The sequence below is a fragment of the Clostridium sp. FP2 genome (genome assembly GCF_011065955.2).
Classification (GTDB): Bacteria; Bacillota; Clostridia; order Clostridiales; family Clostridiaceae; genus Clostridium_AD; species Clostridium_AD tagluense.
In genome coordinates this window covers 679,224-704,318 of sequence record NZ_JAAMNI020000001.1, presented here as the reverse complement: position 1 = coordinate 704,318, position 25,095 = coordinate 679,224, and the positions used below count along the sequence as shown (strand labels likewise).

Sequence of the window (25,095 nt, the reverse complement as noted above, 5' to 3'; positions counted from 1 at the left end):
ATGCTTTCCTCTCAAATCAGTAATTATGTTAAAGTAATGATCTTAGTTAATACTAATATCCCAAGTAAAGTACCTACTACTATTCTATATACTGCAAAGACTTTCATTGGCTTCTTTTTCAAGTAATCAACAAATTTTTTCATAACAATTAAAGCTACTAGAAAAGCTACAACAACTCCAACTATTAATGCAATCCACAATGTCAGTGTCATTATAGAATAATCAAATTCAAATAAATCCTTCCCTGTTGCCCCTATCATAGCGGGAATGGCTATGAAAAATGAAAACTCTGCTGCTACTGGTGTTGATAATCCTGCAATCCATCCACCCATGATTGTAGAAGCACTTCTTGACATTCCTGGCCACATAGAAAGAAGTTGTAATAAACCAATTTTAAATGATTGAACAGGAGTTATGCTATCTATACTTCCTACTTTATGATGCTTATTTCCAAATCTCTTTTCGATTATTAGTAACAATAATCCACCAACTATAAATCCTACTATGACAGCTTCTGGTATAAATTTAGATTTTATTTTATCGTATAGTAATACTCCTGCAATTCCCATGGGGATAGATGCGGTAATAACGTTTATCCCAAATTTAAATCCTTTTTTACCCTCTTTTCCTTTGGTAAATATAAACTTAAAAAATTCTATTATGCTTTCTTTAATCTTCTTCCAATATAAAACAACCACTGCCATTATTGCTCCAAGCTGAATTACAACTTCAAACATCTCTGCAAATTTTCCTTGAAACCCCATTGCCCATCCAACTAATATCATGTGTCCTGTAGAAGATACTGGCACAAATTCTGTTAGCCCCTCTACTATTGCTATTACAATTGCTTTTAATAAAAATATTATATCGATGATTTATCACTCCTTCGAAACTAATTATAAATATATATACATAGTTTATAATAATAATACATAACTTACTATCTGTAAAGCTTACAGGAATATGACGTGTATGTAAGATTCGTAATTTTTAATAAAAATAGCAAATAAATAGTTAAACTATCCATTTGCTATTTTACATCAAGTTCATATTTAATAATATTATTTTATACATTTCCATTCACACATTATAGAAATCCTATTTTCTTCAAGCTTTGATATTATTACTCCATTCATCTTTTCCATTAAACTTTTTACAATAGAAAGCCCAAGTCCTACACCTTTTCCTGTTCTCACCTTGTCTGCCATATAGAATCTATCAAACATATGTAATGCATCTTTTTCCTCAATGCCTGTACATATATTTGAAATTTTAAAAATTACTTTATCATCACATTCTTCTAATTTAATCTGAATATCTTTCTCTGCATATTTTAATGTATTAGAAAGCAAATTATCTATTATTCTCTCTAAACTATCCTTATCGCCCATTATAAAAATTGCCTTATCTGAAATGCTTATTTTGGGTTCTATCCCTTTGCTCTGAAAAGCTTCATAAAGTGATAAAATTTCGTCGCGTACTATATTAGTTAAATTCACTTTTGTAATCTCTAATTCATAATCTTCGCTCTCTATTAAAGCTAACTCAAAAAAATCATTTATAAGAACATTTAATTTATTAGTTTTATCTTCAATTATTTCTAATGCCTCTTCTTTATCTATCTCATTCTGCTTAAGAAGTTTCAAATATCCTATTATTGATGTTAAGGGTGTCCTTAAATCATGAGACATATTAGCTATCCCTTGTTTTAATGTATTTTCAAACATTGCTTTTTCTTGTTCATTTCTTCTGTAAAGTTCTAAATATTCATTAATTTCAAAAGCTAAGTCTTCTATATATTTATCAGCTATTTCAGTATTAACTTTTTTATTGTTTTCTCTCACTCTAAAATTTTTAATTTGCTTAGTTATAGCTCCTATTTCTCTTTTATATAAATGTAGCTTAATAAGTGCTACTGCCAAAATTAATACTAGAAAAATAATCATTAAAAAAATACCTAAATGCATTTCATTTCTCCTACTCATATAATAAAATTTTCACTTATCATTTACTTAATATCCTCATGCCTTACATATAACATACTCACTCCAATTGTTATACTAAAAGTTAAAAGCGATGAAATTATTCCAAGTATAATATCTTCTTTAAGTGCAAATCTTGATATTGCTCCTCGCCCAGCAACATAAGGAAGAAGAATATATGTACCTATTTTTGAAAAAGACAACTGAACACTCAAAAAAAATATAACTGGTGAAACAAATGTACAAAGAGCACTCTTTGTTATCATAGCAATCATAGCAATTATACATATTGTGGCTATATTATACATTATGCCAATAATAATTACTCTGGTTAAATATAAAATAGTACTTAAATTTAAGACTTCACAAAATCCATAAATTATTGAAACATGTATAACTAAAATTGTTGTATAAATTATTTCTAAAAATAAACAAGCCATTATAAATACTATTAATTTACTTAGTATAACCTTACTTCTCCTATATCCATAACTGAAACTTTTGCTTATATTATTATTCTTAAAATCCTTAGCAATAAATTCTCCGCCTAATAATGCAAATATAAAACTGGTATATATAATATATTCGAATGCGTATTCTATTGAATATACTCCATTCATAAGAAAATTAGAATGTGCTTTCTGAAGTCGTTGTATATCCTTATCCCATACAGTAATTAAAAAAAATGAAGCCCCTATTGCTAAAAATATTATCCCAATAAAATAATTGCTTTTTTTTAATTTGTAAAATTCTCCTCTAATTAAATTACTCATTACCTTTTCCTCCAACTAACTTGGTAAAATATTCCTCAAGAGATTCACCCATTTGCATTATTTCTTTAACTCCTATGTTATGTTTAGATAGAGCCATAGTAACCCTTTCTCCGTCAAATTCATCATATATTCTTATGATATTATTAGGAAAAACTTCAAAGTCTTTTATTCCAATCTCATTTTCTAAAATAACTGAGACATCCGAAGAATCATTTACTTTCAAATGAAGATAAGTTCTACATTTATTTAAAAGTTCATCGGCCGTCATTTCTTCAATTAATTTCCCATCATTTATAAAACCATATCTATTTGAAATGTGCGTAAGTTCAGATAACATATGACTTGATATTAAAATAGTTGTTCCTCTTTCTTTATTTAATTTAAGTAAAAGCTCTCTTATTTCTTTTATTCCAATTGGATCTAATCCATTCATAGGCTCATCTAAAACTAAAAATTCTGGTTCACTTAATAATGCCATAGCAATTCCTAGTCTTTGTTTCATTCCTAATGAAAAATTCTTGGTTTTCTTTTTCTCTACATCCTTAAGTCCTACTAAATTTAAAGTCTGATCAATACATTTGTTTCCTGGAATTCCTCTTTGAATTTTAACAAGTTTAAGATTTTCCTCCGCAGTCATGTTAAGATAAAGAGCTGGAGATTCTATTAATGTACCAAGCCTACTTCTTTCCTTAGTAATCTCCTTCTCCTCACTATGCCCAAATAGTTCAACTTGTCCATTATTAGGTATAACAAGACCTGTAAGCACTCTAATAATAGTTGTTTTTCCAGCACCATTTTTTCCTATAGCTCCATATATATCACCTTTTTTAATGTTTATGGATAAATCATCTAAAACTTTGTGATTACCATATGTTTTTGTAATGTTACTGGCTCTAATTATATATTCACTCATTTTTTACCTCCTTATAAATCATACTTTTATCATAACTTATGTTTCATAAGAAAACTTTGCTAAAGTCTTTCAAAAGTCTTAAATCTTCTTAATAGATAATATTAATTATTGCTTTTTATATTAAATCATCATCTGCGATGCTGCAATATTAACTATTTTCTTAATTTATACCCCATTGCCCAAATTGTTTCTATGTAATCTTCACTATTATTTGCACTAGATAGCTTATTTCTTAATCTACTCACATGTACACTTACAGTATTATCATCACCTAAAAATTCTTCTCCCCATATACTTTCAAAAATATTAGATTTACTGTATACCTTATTGGGATTAGTTAATAATAATTCTAGCAATGCAAACTCTTTTGCAGTTAACGTAACTATGTTTTGTCCCACTTTTACTTCTTTACTTTCTGTATTTAAACTAATATCTTTATAACGCAAAATATTATCTTCATTTTTCTTTTTCTCATGGGTGGAAAATTCTAAATATCTTCTTAAATTAGAATTAACTCTTGCAACCACTTCATCTGGATCAAATGGCTTACAAATAAAATCATCCGCTCCACTTTCTAATAATTCTACCTTAATTTTTAGGGATGTTTTTGCAGTTACTATAATTATTGGTGCTTTTGTGATTTCTCTAATTTTTAATATAACTTCTTCTCCACTAATCCCTGGAATCATTAAATCTAATAAAATCGTATCCCACCATTCATTTTCTACACACATTAAAGCTTCTGTCCCTGAAAACGCTGCTCTAGCCCTATGCCCCTTATTTTCAAGAATAGTACAAAGTAATTTATTAATATCCTTTTCATCTTCAACTACTAAAATCTTAGCTCTTTTATCCATATTTTAGCCCTCTCCAAAACTTGCTCTCTTACAACAAGGTTTCTTGCAATCTTTTAATGCAGTTGTCATAGCATTAAATTCTATAATTTTCTATGCTTTTCTATCTATATTTTACCATGGTTCCTTCCTACATTGTATGAATGTGTAAATTAATATATTTAAAATAAACCTGTTTTCTTGAATGTTTTATTAATTTGACTTATACTATTTCGCTTTTCATTCTTTAACTAACATTTAGCCACTTCTTCCCATCAACAAGTCTTGAAACCATCATTGCACACACTGTGTTCCCTGTTGAGTTTAACACTGTAGCCGGTGCATCTATAATTGTACTAATAACAACTATTATAGGAAGTGCTTCAGGTGGAAATCCATAAACACTTATTATAAGCATCTCTCCAATCATTCCTCCACCTGGTATTGCTCCCATAACTGCTCCTACTAAAAAACTTACTGCCAATATCGATAATATCATTGGAATACTGTTAATTTCTTTACCAAATAAGCCAAATACAAATACTATTTTTAACACTCCTCCCATAACAGAACCATCCTTATGCGTATTAACTCCAAGTGGTATTACAGTTTCTGCAATGTCTTTTGGCACACCTATTTTCTTAGTGGCTTCAAGATTAACAGGAATTGATGCAGCACTTGAACAAGTAGCTAATGCTATTACTGTTGGTGAAATTGCATTTTTCCAAAATGCTCTAAATCCCATTTTACCTGCTGATAAATAGGAATATATACTGAAAAATACAAAATAATTTATTGTTGTCAATCCTAAATATAAGAGGAACACCTTTAAATATCCTTGTAATATCTGTGTTCCCAGCTGCCCTACAACTGATGCAAAATAACATCCGAGTCCAATTGGAGCATAGTACATAATAATGCTTACCATTTTCATCATTATAGTTGTAGCTGCATTTAAAAGGTTTTTTACAACTGTTGCTTTTTCACCAACTAATGCTGTTGATACTCCAAATAACACAGAAAAAATGATTATTTGAAGCATATTATTTTTAGAAAATAACCCTGAGAAATCTCCCACTGTAACTGTACTTACTAAGCGTTGTGATAAAGATACCTTTCCAGCTTCTGTTCCAATTTCCCCTCCCACCTTAGATAAAATAGTTTTAATAGCCTCAGCATCTAATCCTTTAGTTGGATTAAATATCAATGCTCCCACAATAGCCAAAATACCGGATATCAATGCAGTAATTACAAAAACTATTGCAATATTTATCATTATCTTACCAAGTCTATTCATACCCGTCATATTAGCTATAGCCGACGTTATACTAAAGAACACTAAAGGCACTATTATAGTAAACATCAAGTTTAAGAATATTTGTCCAAAGGGTTCCAGTACTGTAGCCTTTGGTCCTAATATAATACCTATTATTCCACCTAGTAGTATTGATAAAAGTAGCACCAACGACATTTTATAATTATTTAAAAAGTTCTTCATATATATTTAACTCCTTCCAATATTAAAGCTAAATCCTCAACTGCATCGCTGCAATATTAATTGCTAAAAAAATACTCTCTCACTACTTCCTCGTCACTAAAATGTATAGTTTCGTCCTTTAGTACTTGATAATTCTCATGTCCTTTTCCTGCAATTATTACTGTATCAAAGGCTTCTGCCATACCGAGTGCTTTAGAAATCGCTTGCCTTCTATCCTGTATTTTTTCATAGCTGCAACTTGTTTTAATCATTCCTACTTCGATTTCATCAATTATTAATTTTGGCTCTTCTTTTCTAGGATTATCTGAGGTAATAATACAATAGTCACTATATTTCCCTGCTATTTCACCCATTATTGATCTTTTACCTGTGTCTCTATTTCCACCACAACCAAAAACTAAAATTATTCTACCTTTGGCAAATTCTTTAACTGATGTTAGTATATTTTCTAGGCCATCTGGTGAATGAGCATAATCTACTATAGTTAAAATGCCTTTGCTATTTGGTATAGCTTGAAATCTTCCCGGTACTCCCTTTATTTCTTTAACAGCTTTTATTATGTCATCTAAATTTAGTCCTAACCAGTAGACGGTTGCAATTGCAGCTAGTGCATTATATACGCTAAATCTTCCTGGTATACTAAGCTGAACTTCTCTAATTTCATTATTATGAACAAGATTAAAATTCACGCCACTGCTTGTATACTTGATATTAATTGCTCTAAAATCACAATCATTTTCTATGCCATAAGTTATAATCTCACAATTTGCATTGTCCATTATATAAGCCGCGACTGCGTCATCTATATTTATTATTCCTTTTTTACACATTTTAAATAGCTTTAATTTAGCATTTTTATAATTTTCCATAGTGCCATGCTCTTCTAAATGGTCTTGAGTTAAATTTGTAAATACACCAATATCAAATTTACATCCATAAACTCTATCCTGGGATAATGCTGAAGATGTTACCTCAATAACTGCGTGGGTTGCTCCATAACACAGCATTTCTGCAAAGGATCCTTGAAGCTCAATTGAATCAGGTGTAGTCGGATTTAACTTTTTAGTTTTCATCTTCTTCCCAGCAACAGTATTTTCTATAGTGCCAATAATTCCACATTTAACTTGAAGTGCTTGGAGTATTTCTGATATAAAATAACTAACTGAAGTTTTTCCATTAGTACCTGTAACCCCTATAATCTTTAGTTTTTCTGTTGGATTTTCATAGTAATTTTTAGCTATGATAGCCATTGATTTTCTTGCGTCCTTAACTTTAATAACTGTAATGTCTTCTGGTATATTAGGAATTTCATATTCTACAACCAATGCTATAGACCCATTACTTATAGCGTCCAATACAAAATCATGTCTATCTATATTTTTATTTTTCACTGCAATAAAAAGTGAATTTCTGTCTATGTTTCTTGAATCCCAGGTTATACTGCATACCTCCAAATTAAGATCCCCCACTAATATCTCGTGATCTATGCCTTTTAATATCTCATATAATTTCACATTATTCCCTCCTGTTAAATCATCTTCTTTGAAGCTGCAATATTTACTACTCATTCCTATTAACTATTATATGCTCTACATTTACTATTTTTATTGTAGTTAATGCTTAATTCCTTGCATAAAGTGCTATAATGTAATAAACTTCTAATATTTGAGGTGCTATATGAAGGATAATATTTCTACGCAAAAAGTAAAAAGAGGATACCTTAATGAAGATTTCCTCTTCTTTAACCTAAAAGATCAGAAAAAAACTGAATTTGAAATTCACTACCATGACTTTAATAAAATAATTATTTTCGTCTCAGGAGAAGTTACATATATAATTGAAGGAAAGTCTTATAAATTAAAACCTTGGGATATATTACTAGTTGGTAGAAATGATCTTCACCTACCGATAATAAGCCCAACTGTGCCTTACGTACGAATGATACTGTGGCTAAATCCATTATTTTTAGAAGGACATAATAAAAATAATTGTGATCTTCTAAGTTGTTTTCAATTGGCATCTGAGCGAAAGCTCAATCTTATTAGATTGTGTAGCAAGAATATAAATTCCTTAAAGCAAAATCTAGCGGACCTTGAAGAAGAGGTGCAAGATATGGCTTTTGGTAGTACTATATTAAAAAACGCCTTATTTCTTCAGTTCATGGTAAAAATAAATAGATTATTTCTTGGAATGGATATTAATAAAAACATTGATGATATTAAATATGACCCTAGAATTGAAAATATTTTGAGCTTTCTAAACTCAAATCTAGATAAGCATTTATCTATAGGAATGCTATCAAAAGAATTTTATCTAAATAAGTATTATTTGATGCATTTATTTAAAGAAGAAACTGGCTATACAATATATAACTATATACAAAAAAAACGAATTATAAAAGCCTCAGATCTTATAAAAAGTGGCATGCAGACAGGAGAAGTTTGCGGGCAATGTGGCTTTGGGGATTATTCCAGCTTTGTACGCGCCTTTAAAAAGGAATTTGAGCTATCACCTAAGCAATATTATAAATCCAATATATAACTACAACAAAATTTTCCATATCCCTTATCCTTATATAAATTTTACAAAAAAATTACCTATAGTCCAAACATTTTTTTTAAAATGTCCATCCTATAGGTACCATTATATTCTATATCACTCTTGTTTTTTTATGGCAATCTTATTATCCACAATGTATTTCCTAATTAATTTCTAAAACCTTATTAACTACCCAAGGGTAATTTAATTATAAAAACAGTTCTCTCATAATTGCTTTCAACAAAAATTTCACCTTCATGAAGCTCTATTATACTTTTAGTTATAGCAAGACCTAATCCTGAACCTCCAGCAAATTCTGAACGTGACTTTTCAACTCTATAGAACCTTTCAAAAATAAAAGGTACATCTATACTTGGTATTGGTTCACCATAATTAATTACCTCTATAACCGCACTATTATTTTCTTTCCTAGTACATATGTCAATATACTCAGTTCCACTTCCGTAGTTCATACCATTAGAAATTAGATTTTCAAATGCTCTAGCTACTTTAACTGCATCAGCCACTATTAAAAGTTTATCCTCCGAAAAATATGTCCTACACTCTATATTTTTTTTTCTAAACTGTGGATTAAATTCCAATACCACTTGATTTAAAAGTTCAATTACATTTATTAATTCTTTATTTAATTTTAAAGTGCTATTTCTCATTATGGTATACTGAAATAAGTCATCAATTAAAGTGTTCAATCGCTTTGATTTTTCATAGGCAATACTTACATAGTATCTAAGCCTAACTTCATCTTCATATTTATCCTTATCTATGAGTTCAAGATACCCTAATATTGAGGTTAATGGAGTGCGTAAATCATGGGATACATTTGTTATTAATTCATATTTTGTTTGTTCTGCTCTCCGCTCTTCTTCTATTGATTTATTTAATTTATCTATTATTTCATTCATATTTTTAGCCATTTTTCCAAGCTCTGATTTCGGTTTTTCTGGTATCTTTTTTTCTATTTCACCCTTAACTATAGCTTTCATATGTTCATCAATTTCCACAAAATACTTAATCTTCTTATAAATTGATAAATGAAAATAGATTATAAAAATTATTATCCATATTATAATTGCAACTGTCCTGAAATTAATATGGTGCCTTAAAATGTAAATCATGTTTAACAAGTCTTGTGAATTCTTTAAAATAATATCCGTCAAAAATCTCCACATAACGTATATAGCTATCATAGTTAACGCTGAAAATACAAAGTTAAGTACTATACCAAACACTATTTTTAACTCTAATTTATATGTACTATTTTTACTCAATTTTATACCCTACTCCCCATATAGTATGAATAAGTTTCTCACCATCTAAAACCGCATCAAGCTTTTCTCTTAATTTACTCATGTGAGTCATAACTGTATTATTTGATTGATAATATTTTTCTTTCCAAACTCTTTGAAATATTTCTTCTGCACTAAAAATTCTTCCTGTATTATTAGCTAATAGGTGTAATATTTCAAATTCTGTATAGGTTAAAGCAATAATCTTATTATATACTTCTACCTGATGAGTGGATTTTTTTATTTTAAGTGCTCCTATAACTATAGTATCGCTATCTTTTAATTCATCACTATTTTTATCAAATTCGTAAACTCTTCTAAATATGGCCTTAACCCTAACCATAAGCTCTAAAGGATTAAATGGTTTTACCATATAATCATCTGCTCCTATCAATAACCCCTTTATTTTATCTGAATCTTGATTTTTAGCACTTAGCATAATTATAGGTATATTAAGCTTCTTTCTAACTTTGTTACATACTTCTAATCCATCAATTTTGGGCATCATTATATCTAGTATTATAAGACTTATATCACAATTATCAATAACCTGCAAAGCTTCTTCCCCATCATATGCCTTATAACTATTGTAACCTTCATTAGTTAAATATATCTCAATTAAATTAACTATTTCTTTATCATCATCTACAATTAATATATTTTTACTCATATAATCACTCCATTTGTTTACTCTTATAGAGTTTTAATCCTATAACTTATACATCTTTAATAATTATATATTTTAAAAATACATTTGTCTAACATCAATATAGAAACGCAAAAATTGTCTCTACTAAAATTTAACTAAGTACTCTGTGCTTATACACAGTTAAGACTCTAAAATTCAACTTCTTTTTTTATAGCTTTTGTAGGACATGCCTTTACACACTCCCCACATCTTATGCACTCAGGGCTATTAGGATTTTTATAAACTTCTATATTCATTTTACATTTTCTTGTACAGGCATTACAGTTTGTACACTTATTTTTATCTATGTCATATTTATAAAAGCTAATTTTATTAAACAATGAATAGAAAGCTCCTAAGGGACAGATATATCTACAAAATGGTCTATATATAAATATTGATGCTATAATAATGGTAATTAGTAAAAACATCTTCCAGGCAAATAAATATCCTACAGCTCCCCTTAAGGATTTATTTAGAAAAACTAACGGTATTCCACCCTCTAGCGTTCCTGCTGGGCATATGTATTGACAAAAATATGGCGGACTTATTCCAAATTCATTCACTAAAAAAATAGGCAATATTATAACAAATACGGCTAACATGATATATTTTAAATATTTAAGTACATCATTTACCTTTTTACTTACATTTATCTTTTTAGAAGGTATTTTATGTAATAAATCTTCAATAAGACCAAAGGGACATAACCAACCACATATAAACCTACCAAATGTAACACCAAATAAAGACATAAGTCCAACTATATATAATGAAAAATTATATTTTATAGTTCCCATAACAGCCTGCAAAGAACCTATGGGACAAGAACCCATAGCTCCAGGACAAGAATAACAGTTTAGACCTGGAACACAGATTTTTTTCGCATTTCCTTTATAGATATTACCTTTTAAAAACCCATTTACATTTGCATTTGTGGTTATAGCTACAATAATTTGAACTATTCTCCTTTTATCCAATTCCTATACACTCCAGACATATGTTTATTGCTTTCTTTAATATAATTCTTACTTCATTTCTATATATACCAGTAGAAATCAATAAAATACTCATAATTAAAATACTATATTTTATAAATACTTCGCTTTTGTTGAATTTATTTGCATTCATAAATTTCACATCCTTGATACATCATTTATTATAATTATCTCATAATAAAACATCCACTCTTGAAATTATAAAACTAATTTAAATGATTTGCCGTGAAATCATAAAATTATCACCCGTGCTTATATGTATTAATCCCAGTGGCAATACATACCTCCCCTATTATAAGATGAGATATGTATTTTACTATTTTATATTTTTTAATCTATCTTCAATTAACTTCTTATACTCTTCTTTTCCTCTAGTACCTACTATAAACTCTCCAACAATAGTTCCTTCCCTATCAACAAAAAATGTAGTAGGAACTCCTGAAACATCTTTTAATATACTATTTTTAATGCTTTCATCTGGAATAATATTAGTAAACTTCACACCTTTTTTCGATAAAATTTTCTTAGCTAATTCTTCATTATCTTCATCTGGTGTATCTGAAATAAGACCTATCACATTAATTTTCTCTCCCTTAACTTCCTCATAAAGCTTTTGAAGGTCAGGCATTTCTCCTATACATGGGCCGCAATATGTAGCCCATATGTTTATCATTGTAAGCTTGCTATCTTTAAAAATACTACTATCTATTTCTTTACCATCTATAGTTTTAGTTTTAAATTCAACTTTCTTATGTTTGCTTAATTTTTCTTTTTCGGATACTGGTTTAAATGTCTTAATTAAACTTTTAAAACTATTTATTTCTCCATATATTTCTTCATAGGCTTTCTTAGATTTTTCTGATAAACCACTAATATCAGGCTTATCATTGTATAATAAGTAAAATTCAATATTACCCTCTTTACCTATTAAATCCTTGTTCTTATATTTTAAGAATAATTCTTTTTGAACTTTACCTTCTGTTTTGCTCTTATCTATATTTACTATCTTACATAATTCTTTAAATTCTTTAGTTAAATCCATAAGTTCCGTTGCAACTTTTTTGATTTTTACTTTATCTGTTTCTGGAATTTTCTCTGAATCCTTATTTATTTTTTTTGCCTTATCCATAGTCTCATCAAGTATCAAACTAACAATTACCTGTCCTCCTATATTTTCTTCTGGTAATGTTGCATATACATCTATATTTCGTCCTTTACTTTTCCACTTATCAGGTAAGTTAAATCCAATTCCCAAATCTTCAAATTTTCTTTCTACCTCTTTTTTATCTTTTTTTACAGTATCTGTTTTTTTAGTTTCAGTTTTAGTTTGTTTGGATTTTTCTGCTGTAGATTTGTTACATGCCACCATGGATACACAAAATACTGCTAATATTAAAACTGTTAAAAATTTTCTTTTCATAATAATTCTCCTTAATCTATTACGTATTTTTCTATATTTTATTTTTCATGCTCCTTATATACTTTCATTGTTTAAGATTTTAAAAACTCCTCCAAAGTAATATCCCTCAAGTAAATTTCCCCTGAATTCTGCGTTCCCACATACCTTACATGCCAAGGCTCATAATTGTAACCTGTAATCTCTTCTTTACCTTTTCCATACCTTATTATAAATCCAAATTTATAAGCATTATCTTTAAGCCATATACCTTCTTTGGTATATTCAAAACCTGTACTTTTTTTAGAATTAGTTATATCCATTGCAAGTCCTGATTGATGTTCACTTTTACCTGCCTTTGCCACATAATTATATGTATATCCTTTTCCGTTTTTTTTAATACTATTTTTATATAACTCCTTTTGAGTTGCATAAGATCTATAACCAGATAATGCGTAAAGTATAATGCCCTCCTGTTCACTTTTTTCAAATAATTTTTTAAGTGCATCACCTGCAGCCCCTTCCATCTTCATTTCTTCATTTGACACCGTAGAATAAAACCTGATATTTGGAACTTTTAAATGATTTGGAACATAATCTTTATCTAGTTCATTTTTTCTATTCACTAATATCAAATTACCATCATCTACATTGCTATTGTCATTAAACGAATCTTTGACAACTTCAATAAAAGTGTTCCTCTCAATTACATCCCCTATAACTTTTAGGCTACCATATCTGCTATTTATGTACATTAGTCCTATAATCCCTAAAATCAAAATTATTGTAATTTTCTTTTTCACTTTAAACTCCTCCTTATTTATTTTTAGGTAGCTCAGAGACCCTGGGTCCCCCTATATCTCAATCGTGGAGAGCAATTTTTATTCTCACCCCCCAGAATTTCAAACAAAATCTTTTAAAACTTCTTATATAGATGCTCGTAGTAAAATGCATATTCCTTACTCTCTTATATTACAAAAATAACCTTAAGAAAATTGTAATTAAACCTTAAGATTTCTTAAGATTTGATTTTACTAAGAAATATTCTAATAATATATGATCTTCTCGAACAGAGGAGAGATGATTACTTTATGGCAAGAGGAATATAAAACTTTAATTGATACATTTATCTGACTATGAAATATTATATATGATGCTTTTACTGCCTTTGCAATTTTAACTGTTTGGAGATATCTTTCTTTGGTAACTTCTACAATTTTCTTGTCTGAGCTACCTGGATTTAAATCAACATAAGCACCATGTAAAGAAATTGTGCCCTTAAACCCACTAATTTTTTCTTTATATTTCTCTACTCTTAATTCCCAACCCTCATCTAATAATTGAGAGGTAGCAAAACCCTGTATCTCTACTCCAATTGAAAGATTATAATTTTCTATTGCATCAAATTCATCTATGTGACCAACACATTGTTGTAATTTAAAATTCATTATGCATCCCTCTTTTCTTAACTATTTTTAAATTTCATTACCCTTATCATAAAATTTTGCTGTATTTGTATAAATATTTTTGTTATCTATTTTTATCCCCCCTCTTATACACTGGTATTTTCATATTAAGCTTTTGTAAAACAAAAAAACTCCACGAAATCACTTAAGAAGTGACTCCGCAGAGTTATCTACGTGTAGGATGGTCCCTGTACCGCTAGTATAAACTAGGTACACTCACTGAATATAATAATATATTACAATCTTACAAATACATTTTCAATACATTTTTGGAAATTATTATTTTATTTGGTTATTTATAAATTATTTTCTATACTCCTATTTTAGACTTCCCTTCAATCTATTTAACTCTTCATCAATTAGTTTTTTATCTAATCTTTCAAACAATATTTCAAACTCTCCTATAACAATATTAGCTTTCAAATCAACACATCTCCAGTTACTAACATCACATCCTAACCAAGTTTTTACCTTATGCGAAGATGAAGATAAAAATGAATTTAATAGATTTGCTATATTTATTATTGAAAATAAACAATTATAAATGCTGTCACTACACTCCTCATTATTGCTATTAACAGTAATCCATGGGTTTTTCTCATCAAAATATTTATTTATACTTCTAATAAACTCAAATACCTCTTCAATAGCTATTTTTAAATTTCCTTTTTCAATACTGCTACCCACACTTTTATACAACTGCTCTACATTTTTTCTAATTTCTTCATTTACATTTCCATTTGGAATTGTATTATTAAAATATTTCTTCACAAACACTAAAGTTCTATTGACCAAATTCCCATAAGCGCCTAATAATTCACCATTATTATTATTTATAAATTCTCTCCATGAAAAATCTGCATCTCTTTTCTCAGGAGCATTTGCTATAAAAAAGTATCTTATCTATTGAACACATACTCAAACACTCTTATCGCCATGGTTGTCTCATTTTTAGTTTGAAACTCTATATGATAATTGGCAGACGTTTCTTTATTAATTCACAATGTTATAAAATAATACAAAAACTAAGGCACGAGTCTTGTTCTATCTCTAGGGAAAAGAGATGCCTCTCTAACATTTTCTAGTCCTAATAATTGTGCTGTTATTCTCTCTAGTCCTATAGCAAGCCCTCCATGGATAGGCATTCCATGTTTAAATAATGAAGTATAATTCTCGTAATTTTCTGGAACTAAGCCTTTATATTCAATGTTTTTTATTAACATATTATAATCATGAATTCTTTGTCCTCCAGTAGTAATCTCAACACCTCTAAATAATAAGTCAAAGCTCCTTGTTTCTTCCTCCCCATAAGGCATAGTGTACATGGGTCTTTTTCTTCTTGGATAATGAGTTAAGAATATAAAGTCACAGCCTAACTTTTCCTTAGCATATCTGCAAATTAATTTTTCTCCTTCTGGGTCTAAGTCTCCATCTAAATCTGTTTTATTATATTCCTTTTCTAATATTTTTAAAGCTTCACTAAATTTAATTTTTGGTATTTTGTCTTCTATCTTTGGCATATCTGCATTTAATGTTTCTAAATATATTTTACCCTCTTCTTCTACTTTATTTAATATAAACTTTAATAACCTTTCTTCCATTTCCATAATATCTTCTTCATCTTTAATAAATCCCATTTCAAGGTCCATACTTATATATTCATTTAAATGTCTAGTGGTATTATGTTGCTCTGCCCTATACACATGTGCTACTTCAAAAACTCTCTCAAAACCTGCTCCAACCATCATTTGTTTATAAAATTGAGGACTTTGAGCAAGGTATGCTATATTTTCAAAATATTTCACTTGGAACATGTCAGTTCCACCTTCGGTTCCTTCTGCAACAATTTTAGGGGTAAATATCTCGGTAAATCCTTCATTAATTAATAATTGTCTAAACCCTCGAACTATAATATTTTGAATTTTAAATATTGAATTTACTTTTGCATGTCTTAAACTTAATACTCTGTTATTTAACATAGTATCTAAATTTACTTCTAATTCATCCTTATTTATTTCAATTGGTAACTCTCCTATTGAGCCATTAATCACTTGAAATTTTTCAATTAATATTTCAAAAGAATTTAGCGCATTATTACTTTCTTTAACTTCTCCAATTATTGATACAACTGACTCTAATTTTACTCCACTAATATCCATACAACTATTCTCTACAACACATTGCACCAGCCCAGTTCTATCCCTTAGAATAATAAATGTAATAGTTTTTAACTTTCTTACACGATATACCCAACCTTTTATTTCAACTTTCTTATTTATGTGATTTTCTAATTCATTTACCATAATTCTTTCCATAATTTTTTCCTCCTCATTTTTTTATAATTTATTTTATACATCATCTGTCATTAATAATTAATTCTAACCTACTTACTTATTAAAAAATTACCCTAAAAAAACATTTAACAACACCTACCTATTATCTATTTTCTTTAACAGATCCACCTTTTGATTGAAAAATTAAAAACCCCTTGAGCCATAAGCTCAAGGGGCAAAAATATCGCGGTACCACCCTTGTTTAACTACGCTAATTCAAATTTATCAAATATTAAAATAACACCATCAATAGATTGCGCTCTTCTATTGATATACCACTAATTCAACTGTTTAGTTAAATTAAAGCAACTAAAAAAAAGCCATCTCTCCATAATAGGAGTGAAAGCTATATTCACGGTGCCATCCTAATTCGATAAAGCTAAAAATCAACTAAATCATCTCTAATCCCTTTAACGGTGGAATCCGACTTATCCTACTATATATTTCAAATAAGTATCTCCAGGATGTCATTTCAATATTACTTTTCTCGTAGAGCTCTCACTGCCCTCTACTCGCTTTGGATACTAAGATAATATTTACTATTCCCTTCAAAGAATTCTGAATATTCATTCTCTACATATTACCGCTTATTTTTTTAATTGTCAATACAATTTTTTTTCTATATTAAATCCTGCGGTATATATCCAAAACCATACTTTTACAAAAATCTCTTTAAATAAATTCTTTAATTCCTTATAATGGTTATAAGTAATATTCTGTGCTAGACTTTAATAAAATCATATTTTCACCTATGGTATTTTACTCAGTAAAAAAATCAAAATAGGAGTGTGATCTCATGAGACTTCACAGGCTACTCGGAATTATTATGCTGCTTAATTCCCGCGGAATAATGAAAGCTGGAGCTTTAGCTAAAATACTCGAAACCTCAGAAAGAACTATATACAGAGATATGGACATATTGTGCGAAACAGGCATTCCTATTCTGTCAGTTCCAGGTCCCAGTGGAGGTTTTTCTTTTATGGAGGGCTATAAAATCAATTCAAATGACTTAGAGAGTGGAGATGTGGTTAACCTATTACTTTCAAGTATGGGTGTCCACTCAGAAAAAAACACTGAAATGGCACAACAACTTAAAAACTCCATTATTAAGCTTGAAAATACTGTATCAAAAGAACATAAAGAAGAAATTATAAAGGCCAAGGAAAAGTTCTTTATTGATTCAGACCCTTGGTGGGGCAAACGAATACAAAATCAGAATGTAGATATAATAAAAAAATCAGTACTCAATTTAAAAAAATTAAAACTTCATTATAAAAAATATAATGGGGAAATATCTGAAAGGATTATACGCCCTTACGGTGCGGTAGTAAAAAATTCGGATTGGTATGTAATAGCCTTTTGTGAATTTAAAAATGAGATTAGGATTTTTAAGTGTAGCAGAATTGAATATATTGAAGTGCTAGCTGAAAGTTTCAACATACCGCTTAAATTTTATCTGGAAGAGTTTTGGGAAAATAGTAAGCATCAATTTATAAGACAAGCATACCTTAAGGTAAACCATGATTCATATCCTGTTAAAATTAAATTCTATGAGGAAAAGAAACGAACTCTTGAAGGCTTTTATATACTTTCTTCCATTAAAGTTGCAGATAATTGGATTTATGATATAGATATGATAAGTTTTCAAACTGCCTGCAATGTAATCTTTCCTTTAAGTGATCGGCTTGAAATTTTAGAACCTATAGAACTTAGAGAGTATGTAATAAAAAAAATAAATAAAATTTTAAATTTATATAAAGTTAAATAAATTCCTGACATACTGTTGGCAATGATTACTTGATATAATTAACATATTAAATAAATAGATGGAGGTCATAATTATGGAAGCAAAAATAGTAAGCATAAAAGGGTTTAAGGCTGTGGGTATACCTTACTTTGGAAACAATAGTAATGGTGAAATTGCTACCCTTTGGGAAGCATTTAACCAAAACTACAAAGACATAAAGCAAAAAAGTAAGTCCATGCTCTGTTATGGTATATGTGATTGTGGAATGGATTCAGAAGGTAGATTTCAATATACCGCTTGCATCGAAGTAGACAGCTTTTTAGATGTACCAGAAGGTATGGTAACAAAGGTTGTTCCAGAGGGTAGACATTTGGTTTATACTTATAGAGGAGCTATAAAAGATTTAGGTGAGTTTTACACTAATATATTTACCAAGTTACTTCCAGCCTCAGGGTATGAAATTGAATATAGACCACAACTAGAACTATACGATGAGAGATTTATGAACAATGGAGAATTTGATATATATATACCTATTAAGTAATATTTTTTATTCTATAAAAAAGCCATAAGGAAATTAAATCCTTATGGCTTTATAATAAATTATAATTTATTTGATTTATTCATTAATTACTTCCCGCTAAGTATCCTGTAGAAAATGCCATTTGAAGATTATATCCACCTGTTTCAGCATCAATATCTATAACTTCTCCTGCAAAATAAAGATTTTTTATAAGCTTTGATTCCATAGTTGAAGCATTTATTTCTTTGACTTTAACACCACCTGAAGTTACTTGAGCTGCTTTAATTGATAGTGTTTCCCTAGCTGTTAATTTCATTTCCTTCATATACTCAATTATCTTATTCTCGTCTGCCTTCTTTAAATCACTAATCTTAACCTCGGTTAGTCCTAACAAATCAAAGATTTCTTTTAAGAAATTTTGTGGAAGAGCCCCTTTTAAATTATTAAGTACAGTCTTATTTGGATTACTCCTCATTATCTCTGATATTTCCTCCCTAGATTTATCTCTTAAAAAGTCTAAAGTAACTTCTACTTCTCCCAGGGCTAAAGCTTTGTTTATATAAGATGAAAGCTTTAACACTGCAGGTCCCGATATTCCAAAATGAGTAAATATCATATCACCAAACTTCTCTACTCTACTTTTTTTAATTTTAGCTAAAATTACAACATCCTTCATTGCAACCCCTTGCAGGCTCTTAACAAACTCTTCCTTTATAACTAGTGGAATTAAGGCTGCATATAATGGGGTTATAGTGTGTCCATTCTTTCTTAATACTTCAAACATAGAACCATCTGAACCAGAATCCGGGTAGCTCTTTCCTCCTGTTGTAACAATTACCTTTTCCCCTAAAATCCGCTTGCCATCAGCAGTTACTACCCCTTTAATTTCTCCATCTTCAACTATTAACTCTTGAACTTTACTGTTATACATAACCTTAACCTTATTTCTTTCTAAATCAACCTTTAATAATTCTATAACTTCATCTGCCCTATTACTTTTGGTATATACCTTTTGGTCAAGCTCTTCCTTATATTCTAATCCATTTTCTTTAAAATATTCTAAAAGTTGATGATTTGAAAATGTATAAAGAGCGCTATATAAGAATTTTTTATTACTAACTATTTTACCAAAAAATTCCTCTATATCTCTATTATTTGTGATATTGCATCTGCCTCCACCTGTAAGTCTTAGCTTTGCACCAATTTCTTTATTTCTTTCTAATAATATAACTTCACTATTTTTTGCTGCACTAATGGCTGCCATAATACCAGCAGGTCCTCCGCCAACAATAATAACTTTTGACATACATACACCTCACTAAGTTTCATTTTTCTATTTTCATTTAAATTAGATTTAACCACATTTAAACTCAACATTGTAAGTTCCAATTATATATGAAAAATATGAAAGTGTATATGCTTAAATCATTTAATGAACCAAATAAAACAATGTAAATATAAATCCTTATAGTTTTCCTTTTATGCTATAATTAAGTAAAAATGCTGAATAAAATAAACTATTTGAACAGGAGTAAGAGTGTAATGAAAAAGCTTTCAGAATGTATAGTTTTAATTGTGGATGATACAGAAGCAAATGTGGATGTTCTTGTAGCAGCGCTTGGTGATGACTATGAAATTTCAGTTGCTATGGATGGAGAAGGCGCGCTGGAAAATGTGGAAATTGAGACTCCTGATATTATTCTGCTAGATATTATGATGCCAGGTATGGATGGTTATGAAGTATGTAGGCGGCTTAAAGCAAATAAACTCACAGCGGATATTCCCATTGTTTTTCTGACTGCCATGACAGATATAATAAGCAAATCAAAAGGATTTCAATTGGGTGCTGTGGATTATGTGACAAAACCCTTTGAAATTCTTGAGGTTAAAGCAAGAGTCCGTACCCATTTGTCTTTGAAGCTTGCTAAATATGAGTTATTGGAAAAAAATCAAATCCTTGAAGAAAAAGCAGTGGAGCTTCAGGCTATGGTCAATGAGCTTGAAGCTTTTTCATATACTGTATCCCATGATTTAAAATCACCCTTAAGAGCCATTGAAGTATATAGTAGAATAATTCTTGAAGAGCGGTGCTCAACACTAGATGAAGATGAGAATAAAATGCTTTCTAATATTATAGATATTTGCAATGACATGATTGCTATGATTTCAAAATTATTGGAGTATTCTACAACTACTCGTCTAGAAATCTGCAAAGAACCCGTAAATATAAGTGAAATGTTTAATTCGGCTTTTTCACAACTCAAGTCTCTTTATTTAGAACGATTTATTGAACTTGAGTTTGAGACAGGGATTCCCCCTGTTTTAGGCGATACCCTCCTAATAAAACAAGTTGTTTACAACATACTTTCCAATGCTATAAAATTTACTAGAAACAGAGAAAAAGCACTTGTTGTTGTTGGATGTAAAATGGGTGTAGGTGAGTATATTTTCTATGTAAGGGATAATGGAGTGGGCATTGATATGGAGTTTTGCGGAAAGCTATTTCGAATATTTCAACGGTTACACTCAACGGATGAATTTGAGGGAAATGGAATAGGCCTTGCTACAGTTGGTAAAATAATTCAAAAACATGGAGGAAAAACATGGATTGAAGGTAAATTAAATGAGGGCGCAACCATATATTTCACGCTACCCAGTGCAATTAAAGAACTTACAAACTTCAGTGAAGAAGAGGTGAAGTAGATTGTTTGAAGTTATGATTGTAGATGATATGGAAATTATGAGAAGAGATTTAAAAAGATTGAAAATATGGGGTGAGCGCACTGGGTTTATTGTTGTAGAAGAGGCAAAAGATGGACAAGAAGCTCTTAAAAAACTGAAAAAGAGAAAAGTAGACCTTGTAATTACCGATATTAAAATGCCACTAATGGATGGGGTAGATCTTTTGAAAAATATCATTAACAAAGAATTAAGTTCTTGCGTTGTTTTTTTGAGTGAATATAGTGAGTTTGAATATGCAAGGCAAGGTCTTGTATATGGAGCTTTTGATTATATTATAAAACCTATAGATGAAGATAAAATAGAGAAGCTACTTCTAAAAGTTGCAAAATACATAAGTGAAAAAAAATTAAAAAAAGAAAAATTAAAGAAATTGGAAGTACAGTTTGAAGAAAAAATAGAAACTTTCTATGTAGCGAAAGATCTTGAGAAAATAATCAAACTGTTTAAAGATGTAGACCTAAACGTCGTTGAAGTTGCTTCTAGTATAGTTGAAACAACTGGAGTAGCAGTTAATTATGATCCCATGAAAGTGGCCTATATTTTAAATCGGATGACATCAACTTTAATTGAAGTTTTGCAAGAAATCTACCCCTGGTTAACCAAACTTGTAAATATTTCAGAGTATGTTAATATTGATTTTACAAAGTGTCCTGACTTTTCTAATAGCAAAACAACTTTTTTAGAAATAATAAGAGACCTCATTACCCACATCAAAAAATTTGACTTTGGCCATGAAGTAAATAGTATGATTCGCAACATATGTAAAGTAGTTCTTGAACATATAGATGCTGAGGTTTCTGTTAAAATAATTGCGGATCAACTCTTTTTAAATCACTCTTATCTAAGTACCGTATACAAAGAAAAAACAGGAACCTCACTTGTTGAATATATAACCATGGTTAAAATGGAAAGAGCAAAGATACTCTTTGAGAATAATAGTATAAAAAATTATGAGATTGCGGATAAATTAGGCTATAAGGATGTTGAGTATTTTAGTAAACTATTTAAAAAATATACAGGAACAACTCCTTCAAACTTCAAATGCAGTCGCATAGTTAAAAAGGAAATATAAGGAGGAAGATATGAATAAAATTGTTACAAATTTTCAAGAAGCAGATATTATGCTAAAAATGCAAATTCTCGACCAACTACCCACTTCTGTGTTTGCGGTAGACAATAAACTAAATGTGATTTATGTCAATAATGCAGCACAAAAAATACTCAATGGAACAAGTGAAAATATTCTAGGAAAAGCCTGCTATAACCTTTTTAATTCCCTTCATTGCAATACAGAGGAATGCCGTATGCGCAAAGCTATAGATAGTGGGAAAATTTGTTCTGGACGTAATGAAGTAAACGCTAATGGTTTGAAAATATATATGGAATACTTTTGTGTACCCTTGAAAGATGAAAACAATGTTGTAATTGGAGGACTTGAGTTTGCCGTTAATATAACAGAAAGAGTTCAGTATGAAGCACAATTGAAAAATCAAAGTAAAACTATACGAGAGATGTCAACACCAACCATAAAGCTTTGGGATGATGTTTTATTGCTTCCCATAGTTGGAGTTGTAGACTCTATGAGGGCGCAACATATGATGGATAGTATGCTAAACAAAATAATGGAAACATATTCTAAAGTTATAATAATGGATATTCAAGGTGTAGCTGCCGTAGACACTGCAGTAGCAAATCATCTCATTAAAATAACAAAAGCTACAAAACTTATGGGGTGCGAATGTATAGTTTCAGGAATATCTCCAGCAGTGGCGCAAACAATTATACAACTTGGCATTGAAATGGGTGATATAAAGACAAAATCCACCTTAAGTGATGCACTAGCGGAAGCTTTTTTGATACTTAATCTAGAAGTTAAAAATAATTCTTAAGGAAGAAGAGCATATGAAAAATTTAGATTATGATTTAAACACCTCGGTAACCATAGTACAAGGCTGTATCATTATAACTTTGCCAAATGAAATGACAGATGAGGCCATTGAAATAGGTATGAGTAGAATTTTAAATAAGGCTAATGCGACTTCAACAGTTGGTGCAATACTTGATTTAAGTAGGGTAACAGTACTTGATTCTTATTCATTCACAGCATTAGAAAAAACTGCAAAAGCAATCTCCCTTATGGGCGTTATTGTTGTATGGATAGGCTTCAGGCCTGGCGTTGTATCTGCTTTACTAGATTTAAATGTGGATGTCAGTAGCATAAAAGCCGCTTTGAACTTAGAACAAGGGCTTAAAATGATATCTGATATTTTGTGCAATAAAAATAGAGGCACCAATTAATGGGTACAATGGAAGGTGATTTTACTCTTTACGCTGGAAAAACTGTAAGCGTGGTGGAGGAATCCCTTGTTAAACTAGTAGAAAATTTTGAAAATGGATATGCAATATTTATCACAAGACAAATGGCTATAAAGGCTGGTTTCCAATGTACAGATGAGACTATGATTGCTACTGCCGTCTCAGAATTAGCAACAAATATTATTCGGTATGCTAAAACCGGTGAAATAACCATTAGTATTATAAGAAATATAAAGGATGGGCGACAGGGTGTAGAACTTTTTGCATATGATAAAGGTCCTGGCATAGCGGATATTAATCTTGCTATGCAGGATCAATATAGTTCTTTGCCTCACAGTTTGGGCCTTGGACTACCAAGTGTAAAAAGGATAATGGACGAATTTTATATCGAATCTATACTCGGAAAGGGAACACGTGTACTTGCACGTAAGTGGAAAAAATAATGGCAGATATTGATTTAGGAATGACATATAAAGCTTTGCTTTGTGAAGAATCAGAATGTGGTGATATAGGTATTATTAAAGAGTATGACAATTATTGTTTTTTAGCATTGATTGACATACTTGGACATGGCTCTGAGGCTAGGGAAGTAGCACTTTATGCAAAACTATACCTTGAAAATAATTATGAAAAAGATAGTATCGACCTTATGAATGGTCTTCATGAACATCTAAAGGGAACCCGCGGAGCTGTTGCAGCAATATGCAATTTAAATGTTCTAACGGGCGAACTAAGTTATGTAGGAATAGGAAATATTACGGTGAGAATTATGGGGTCAAGATTCACTAGACTTGTACCAAAGGATGGTGTCATTGGCTACATAATGGCAAAGCCTCAAAAACAGATTTTAAAGCTTTATGAAGGTGATATCTTGCTTTTACATTCTGATGGAATCAAAGAGCATTTTGAACTCTTTGAATGTGCAGGTTTATTAAAAGAAAGTGCAGTGGACATTGCACAAGGTATATTGAAAAGATTCGAAAAAAAACAAGACGATGCATCCTGTATAGTATTAAAATATTTAATATAAAATTAAGAAGAG

General features: G+C 29.9%; 26 protein-coding genes, 1 pseudogene and 1 other annotated feature. Of the genes and pseudogenes, 9 read left to right on the top strand and 18 right to left on the bottom strand.

Annotated features, from left to right (window positions below):
• Positions 1–23: 23 nt before the first annotated feature.
• The 7 genes from G9F71_RS03385 to G9F71_RS03355 all read right to left on the bottom strand — a co-directional run bounded on the left by G9F71_RS03385 (position 24) and on the right by G9F71_RS03355 (position 7,567).
• A complete protein-coding gene (locus tag G9F71_RS03385) occupies positions 24–872 on the bottom strand; it encodes an undecaprenyl-diphosphate phosphatase (RefSeq protein ID WP_164949693.1) in 849 nt (282 codons plus the stop codon).
• A gap of 189 nt (positions 873–1,061) precedes the next feature.
• Complete coding sequence (locus G9F71_RS03380) at positions 1,062–1,967, bottom strand: sensor histidine kinase (RefSeq protein ID WP_164949531.1); 906 nt, start codon at positions 1,965–1,967, stop codon at positions 1,062–1,064.
• Positions 1,968–2,008: 41 nt separating this feature from the next.
• Positions 2,009–2,755: an ABC transporter permease gene (locus tag G9F71_RS03375; protein ID WP_164949530.1), complete on the bottom strand. Its 747-nt coding sequence runs from the start codon at positions 2,753–2,755 to the stop codon at positions 2,009–2,011.
• Positions 2,748–3,668 (bottom strand): ATP-binding cassette domain-containing protein, encoded by a 921-nt coding sequence (locus G9F71_RS03370; RefSeq protein ID WP_164949529.1) that lies wholly within the window; start codon positions 3,666–3,668, stop codon positions 2,748–2,750. The genes G9F71_RS03375 and G9F71_RS03370 overlap by 8 nt, the downstream gene beginning before the upstream one ends.
• 152 nt (positions 3,669–3,820) lie before the next feature.
• On the bottom strand, positions 3,821–4,525 hold the full coding sequence (locus G9F71_RS03365; protein ID WP_164946447.1) for a response regulator transcription factor: 705 nt from the start codon (positions 4,523–4,525) through the stop codon (positions 3,821–3,823).
• A 223-nt stretch (positions 4,526–4,748) separates the two neighbouring features.
• Positions 4,749–5,999 carry a dicarboxylate/amino acid:cation symporter gene (locus G9F71_RS03360; RefSeq protein WP_164946448.1) on the bottom strand — a complete coding sequence of 417 codons (1,251 nt, stop codon included), beginning with the start codon at positions 5,997–5,999 and terminating at the stop codon, positions 4,749–4,751.
• A 56-nt stretch (positions 6,000–6,055) separates the two neighbouring features.
• Entirely contained in the window at positions 6,056–7,567 is a 1,512-nt protein-coding gene (locus G9F71_RS03355; RefSeq protein WP_224626162.1) for a UDP-N-acetylmuramoyl-L-alanyl-D-glutamate--2,6-diaminopimelate ligase, read from the bottom strand.
• Positions 7,568–7,676: 109 nt separating this feature from the next.
• Between G9F71_RS03355 and G9F71_RS03350 the strand changes: the two genes are divergently transcribed.
• On the top strand, positions 7,677–8,540 hold the full coding sequence (locus G9F71_RS03350; RefSeq protein WP_164949527.1) for an AraC family transcriptional regulator: 864 nt from the start codon (positions 7,677–7,679) through the stop codon (positions 8,538–8,540).
• 182 nt (positions 8,541–8,722) lie between these two features.
• Here G9F71_RS03350 and G9F71_RS03345 read toward each other — a convergent pair whose 3' ends face one another.
• The 10 genes and pseudogenes from G9F71_RS03345 to aspS form a co-directional block, all read right to left on the bottom strand.
• Positions 8,723–9,826, bottom strand: a complete 1,104-nt coding sequence (locus tag G9F71_RS03345) for a sensor histidine kinase (RefSeq protein WP_164949526.1) — start codon at positions 9,824–9,826, stop codon at positions 8,723–8,725.
• Positions 9,819–10,514 (bottom strand): response regulator transcription factor, encoded by a 696-nt coding sequence (locus tag G9F71_RS03340; RefSeq protein ID WP_164949525.1) that lies wholly within the window; start codon positions 10,512–10,514, stop codon positions 9,819–9,821. Before G9F71_RS03340 ends, G9F71_RS03345 begins: the two co-directional genes overlap by 8 nt.
• Before the next feature lie 167 nt (positions 10,515–10,681).
• Positions 10,682–11,512, bottom strand: coding sequence for a 4Fe-4S binding protein (locus G9F71_RS03335; RefSeq protein ID WP_164949524.1), 831 nt, complete (start codon positions 11,510–11,512; stop codon positions 10,682–10,684).
• On the bottom strand, positions 11,505–11,663 hold the full coding sequence (locus G9F71_RS03330; RefSeq protein WP_164949523.1) for a CD1871A family CXXC motif-containing protein: 159 nt from the start codon (positions 11,661–11,663) through the stop codon (positions 11,505–11,507). Before G9F71_RS03330 ends, G9F71_RS03335 begins: the two co-directional genes overlap by 8 nt.
• A 183-nt stretch (positions 11,664–11,846) precedes the next feature.
• The gene (locus G9F71_RS03325; protein WP_164949522.1) at positions 11,847–12,950 is read right to left on the bottom strand and encodes a TlpA family protein disulfide reductase; all 1,104 of its coding nucleotides are present in this window, start codon (positions 12,948–12,950) and stop codon (positions 11,847–11,849) included.
• A gap of 71 nt (positions 12,951–13,021) precedes the next feature.
• Entirely contained in the window at positions 13,022–13,729 is a 708-nt protein-coding gene (locus tag G9F71_RS27540) for a M15 family metallopeptidase (protein ID WP_164949521.1), read from the bottom strand.
• A 243-nt stretch (positions 13,730–13,972) separates the two neighbouring features.
• On the bottom strand, positions 13,973–14,374 hold the full coding sequence (locus tag G9F71_RS03315) for a hypothetical protein (protein ID WP_164949520.1): 402 nt from the start codon (positions 14,372–14,374) through the stop codon (positions 13,973–13,975).
• A gap of 336 nt (positions 14,375–14,710) precedes the next feature.
• Positions 14,711–15,163 (bottom strand): hypothetical protein, encoded by a 453-nt coding sequence (locus tag G9F71_RS03310; RefSeq protein WP_224626160.1) that lies wholly within the window; start codon positions 15,161–15,163, stop codon positions 14,711–14,713.
• Between the two features lie 18 nt (positions 15,164–15,181).
• A pseudogene (locus tag G9F71_RS27535) lies at positions 15,182–15,295 on the bottom strand (class I tRNA ligase family protein); the annotation flags it as partial.
• A gap of 122 nt (positions 15,296–15,417) precedes the next feature.
• Positions 15,418–16,707: an aspartate--tRNA(Asn) ligase gene (gene aspS, locus G9F71_RS03300; RefSeq protein ID WP_164949519.1), complete on the bottom strand. Its 1,290-nt coding sequence runs from the start codon at positions 16,705–16,707 to the stop codon at positions 15,418–15,420.
• Between the two features lie 350 nt (positions 16,708–17,057).
• Positions 17,058–17,286, bottom strand: a binding site (T-box leader).
• A gap of 235 nt (positions 17,287–17,521) precedes the next feature.
• On the opposite strand from aspS, the gene G9F71_RS03295 reads away from it, so the two are divergent.
• Positions 17,522–18,493, top strand: a complete 972-nt coding sequence (locus G9F71_RS03295) for a helix-turn-helix transcriptional regulator (protein WP_164949518.1) — start codon at positions 17,522–17,524, stop codon at positions 18,491–18,493.
• 73 nt (positions 18,494–18,566) lie between these two features.
• Positions 18,567–19,016: a GyrI-like domain-containing protein gene (locus tag G9F71_RS03290; protein WP_164949517.1), complete on the top strand. Its 450-nt coding sequence runs from the start codon at positions 18,567–18,569 to the stop codon at positions 19,014–19,016.
• 82 nt (positions 19,017–19,098) lie between these two features.
• On the opposite strand, the gene G9F71_RS03285 is transcribed toward G9F71_RS03290, so the two are convergent.
• Entirely contained in the window at positions 19,099–20,301 is a 1,203-nt protein-coding gene (locus G9F71_RS03285; protein WP_164949516.1) for an NAD(P)/FAD-dependent oxidoreductase, read from the bottom strand.
• 236 nt (positions 20,302–20,537) lie between these two features.
• Here G9F71_RS03285 and G9F71_RS03280 point away from each other — a divergent pair, with 236 nt between their 5' ends.
• From G9F71_RS03280 to G9F71_RS03255, 6 genes are read left to right on the top strand one after another with little or no spacing between them, the layout of a single operon-like run.
• Positions 20,538–21,698 (top strand): sensor histidine kinase, encoded by a 1,161-nt coding sequence (locus G9F71_RS03280; protein WP_164949515.1) that lies wholly within the window; start codon positions 20,538–20,540, stop codon positions 21,696–21,698.
• Position 21,699: 1 nt separating this feature from the next.
• On the top strand, positions 21,700–22,809 hold the full coding sequence (locus G9F71_RS03275; protein WP_164949514.1) for a response regulator: 1,110 nt from the start codon (positions 21,700–21,702) through the stop codon (positions 22,807–22,809).
• A 10-nt stretch (positions 22,810–22,819) separates the two neighbouring features.
• The gene (locus tag G9F71_RS03270) at positions 22,820–23,626 is read left to right on the top strand and encodes a PAS domain-containing protein (protein WP_164949513.1); all 807 of its coding nucleotides are present in this window, start codon (positions 22,820–22,822) and stop codon (positions 23,624–23,626) included.
• Between the two features lie 13 nt (positions 23,627–23,639).
• Positions 23,640–24,035 carry an STAS domain-containing protein gene (locus tag G9F71_RS03265; protein ID WP_164946468.1) on the top strand — a complete coding sequence of 132 codons (396 nt, stop codon included), beginning with the start codon at positions 23,640–23,642 and terminating at the stop codon, positions 24,033–24,035.
• A complete protein-coding gene (locus G9F71_RS03260; protein ID WP_202017927.1) occupies positions 24,035–24,496 on the top strand; it encodes an anti-sigma regulatory factor in 462 nt (153 codons plus the stop codon). The genes G9F71_RS03265 and G9F71_RS03260 overlap by 1 nt, the downstream gene beginning before the upstream one ends.
• On the top strand, positions 24,496–25,083 hold the full coding sequence (locus G9F71_RS03255) for a SpoIIE family protein phosphatase (RefSeq protein ID WP_207712057.1): 588 nt from the start codon (positions 24,496–24,498) through the stop codon (positions 25,081–25,083). Before G9F71_RS03260 ends, G9F71_RS03255 begins: the two co-directional genes overlap by 1 nt.
• Positions 25,084–25,095 lie beyond the last annotated feature (12 nt).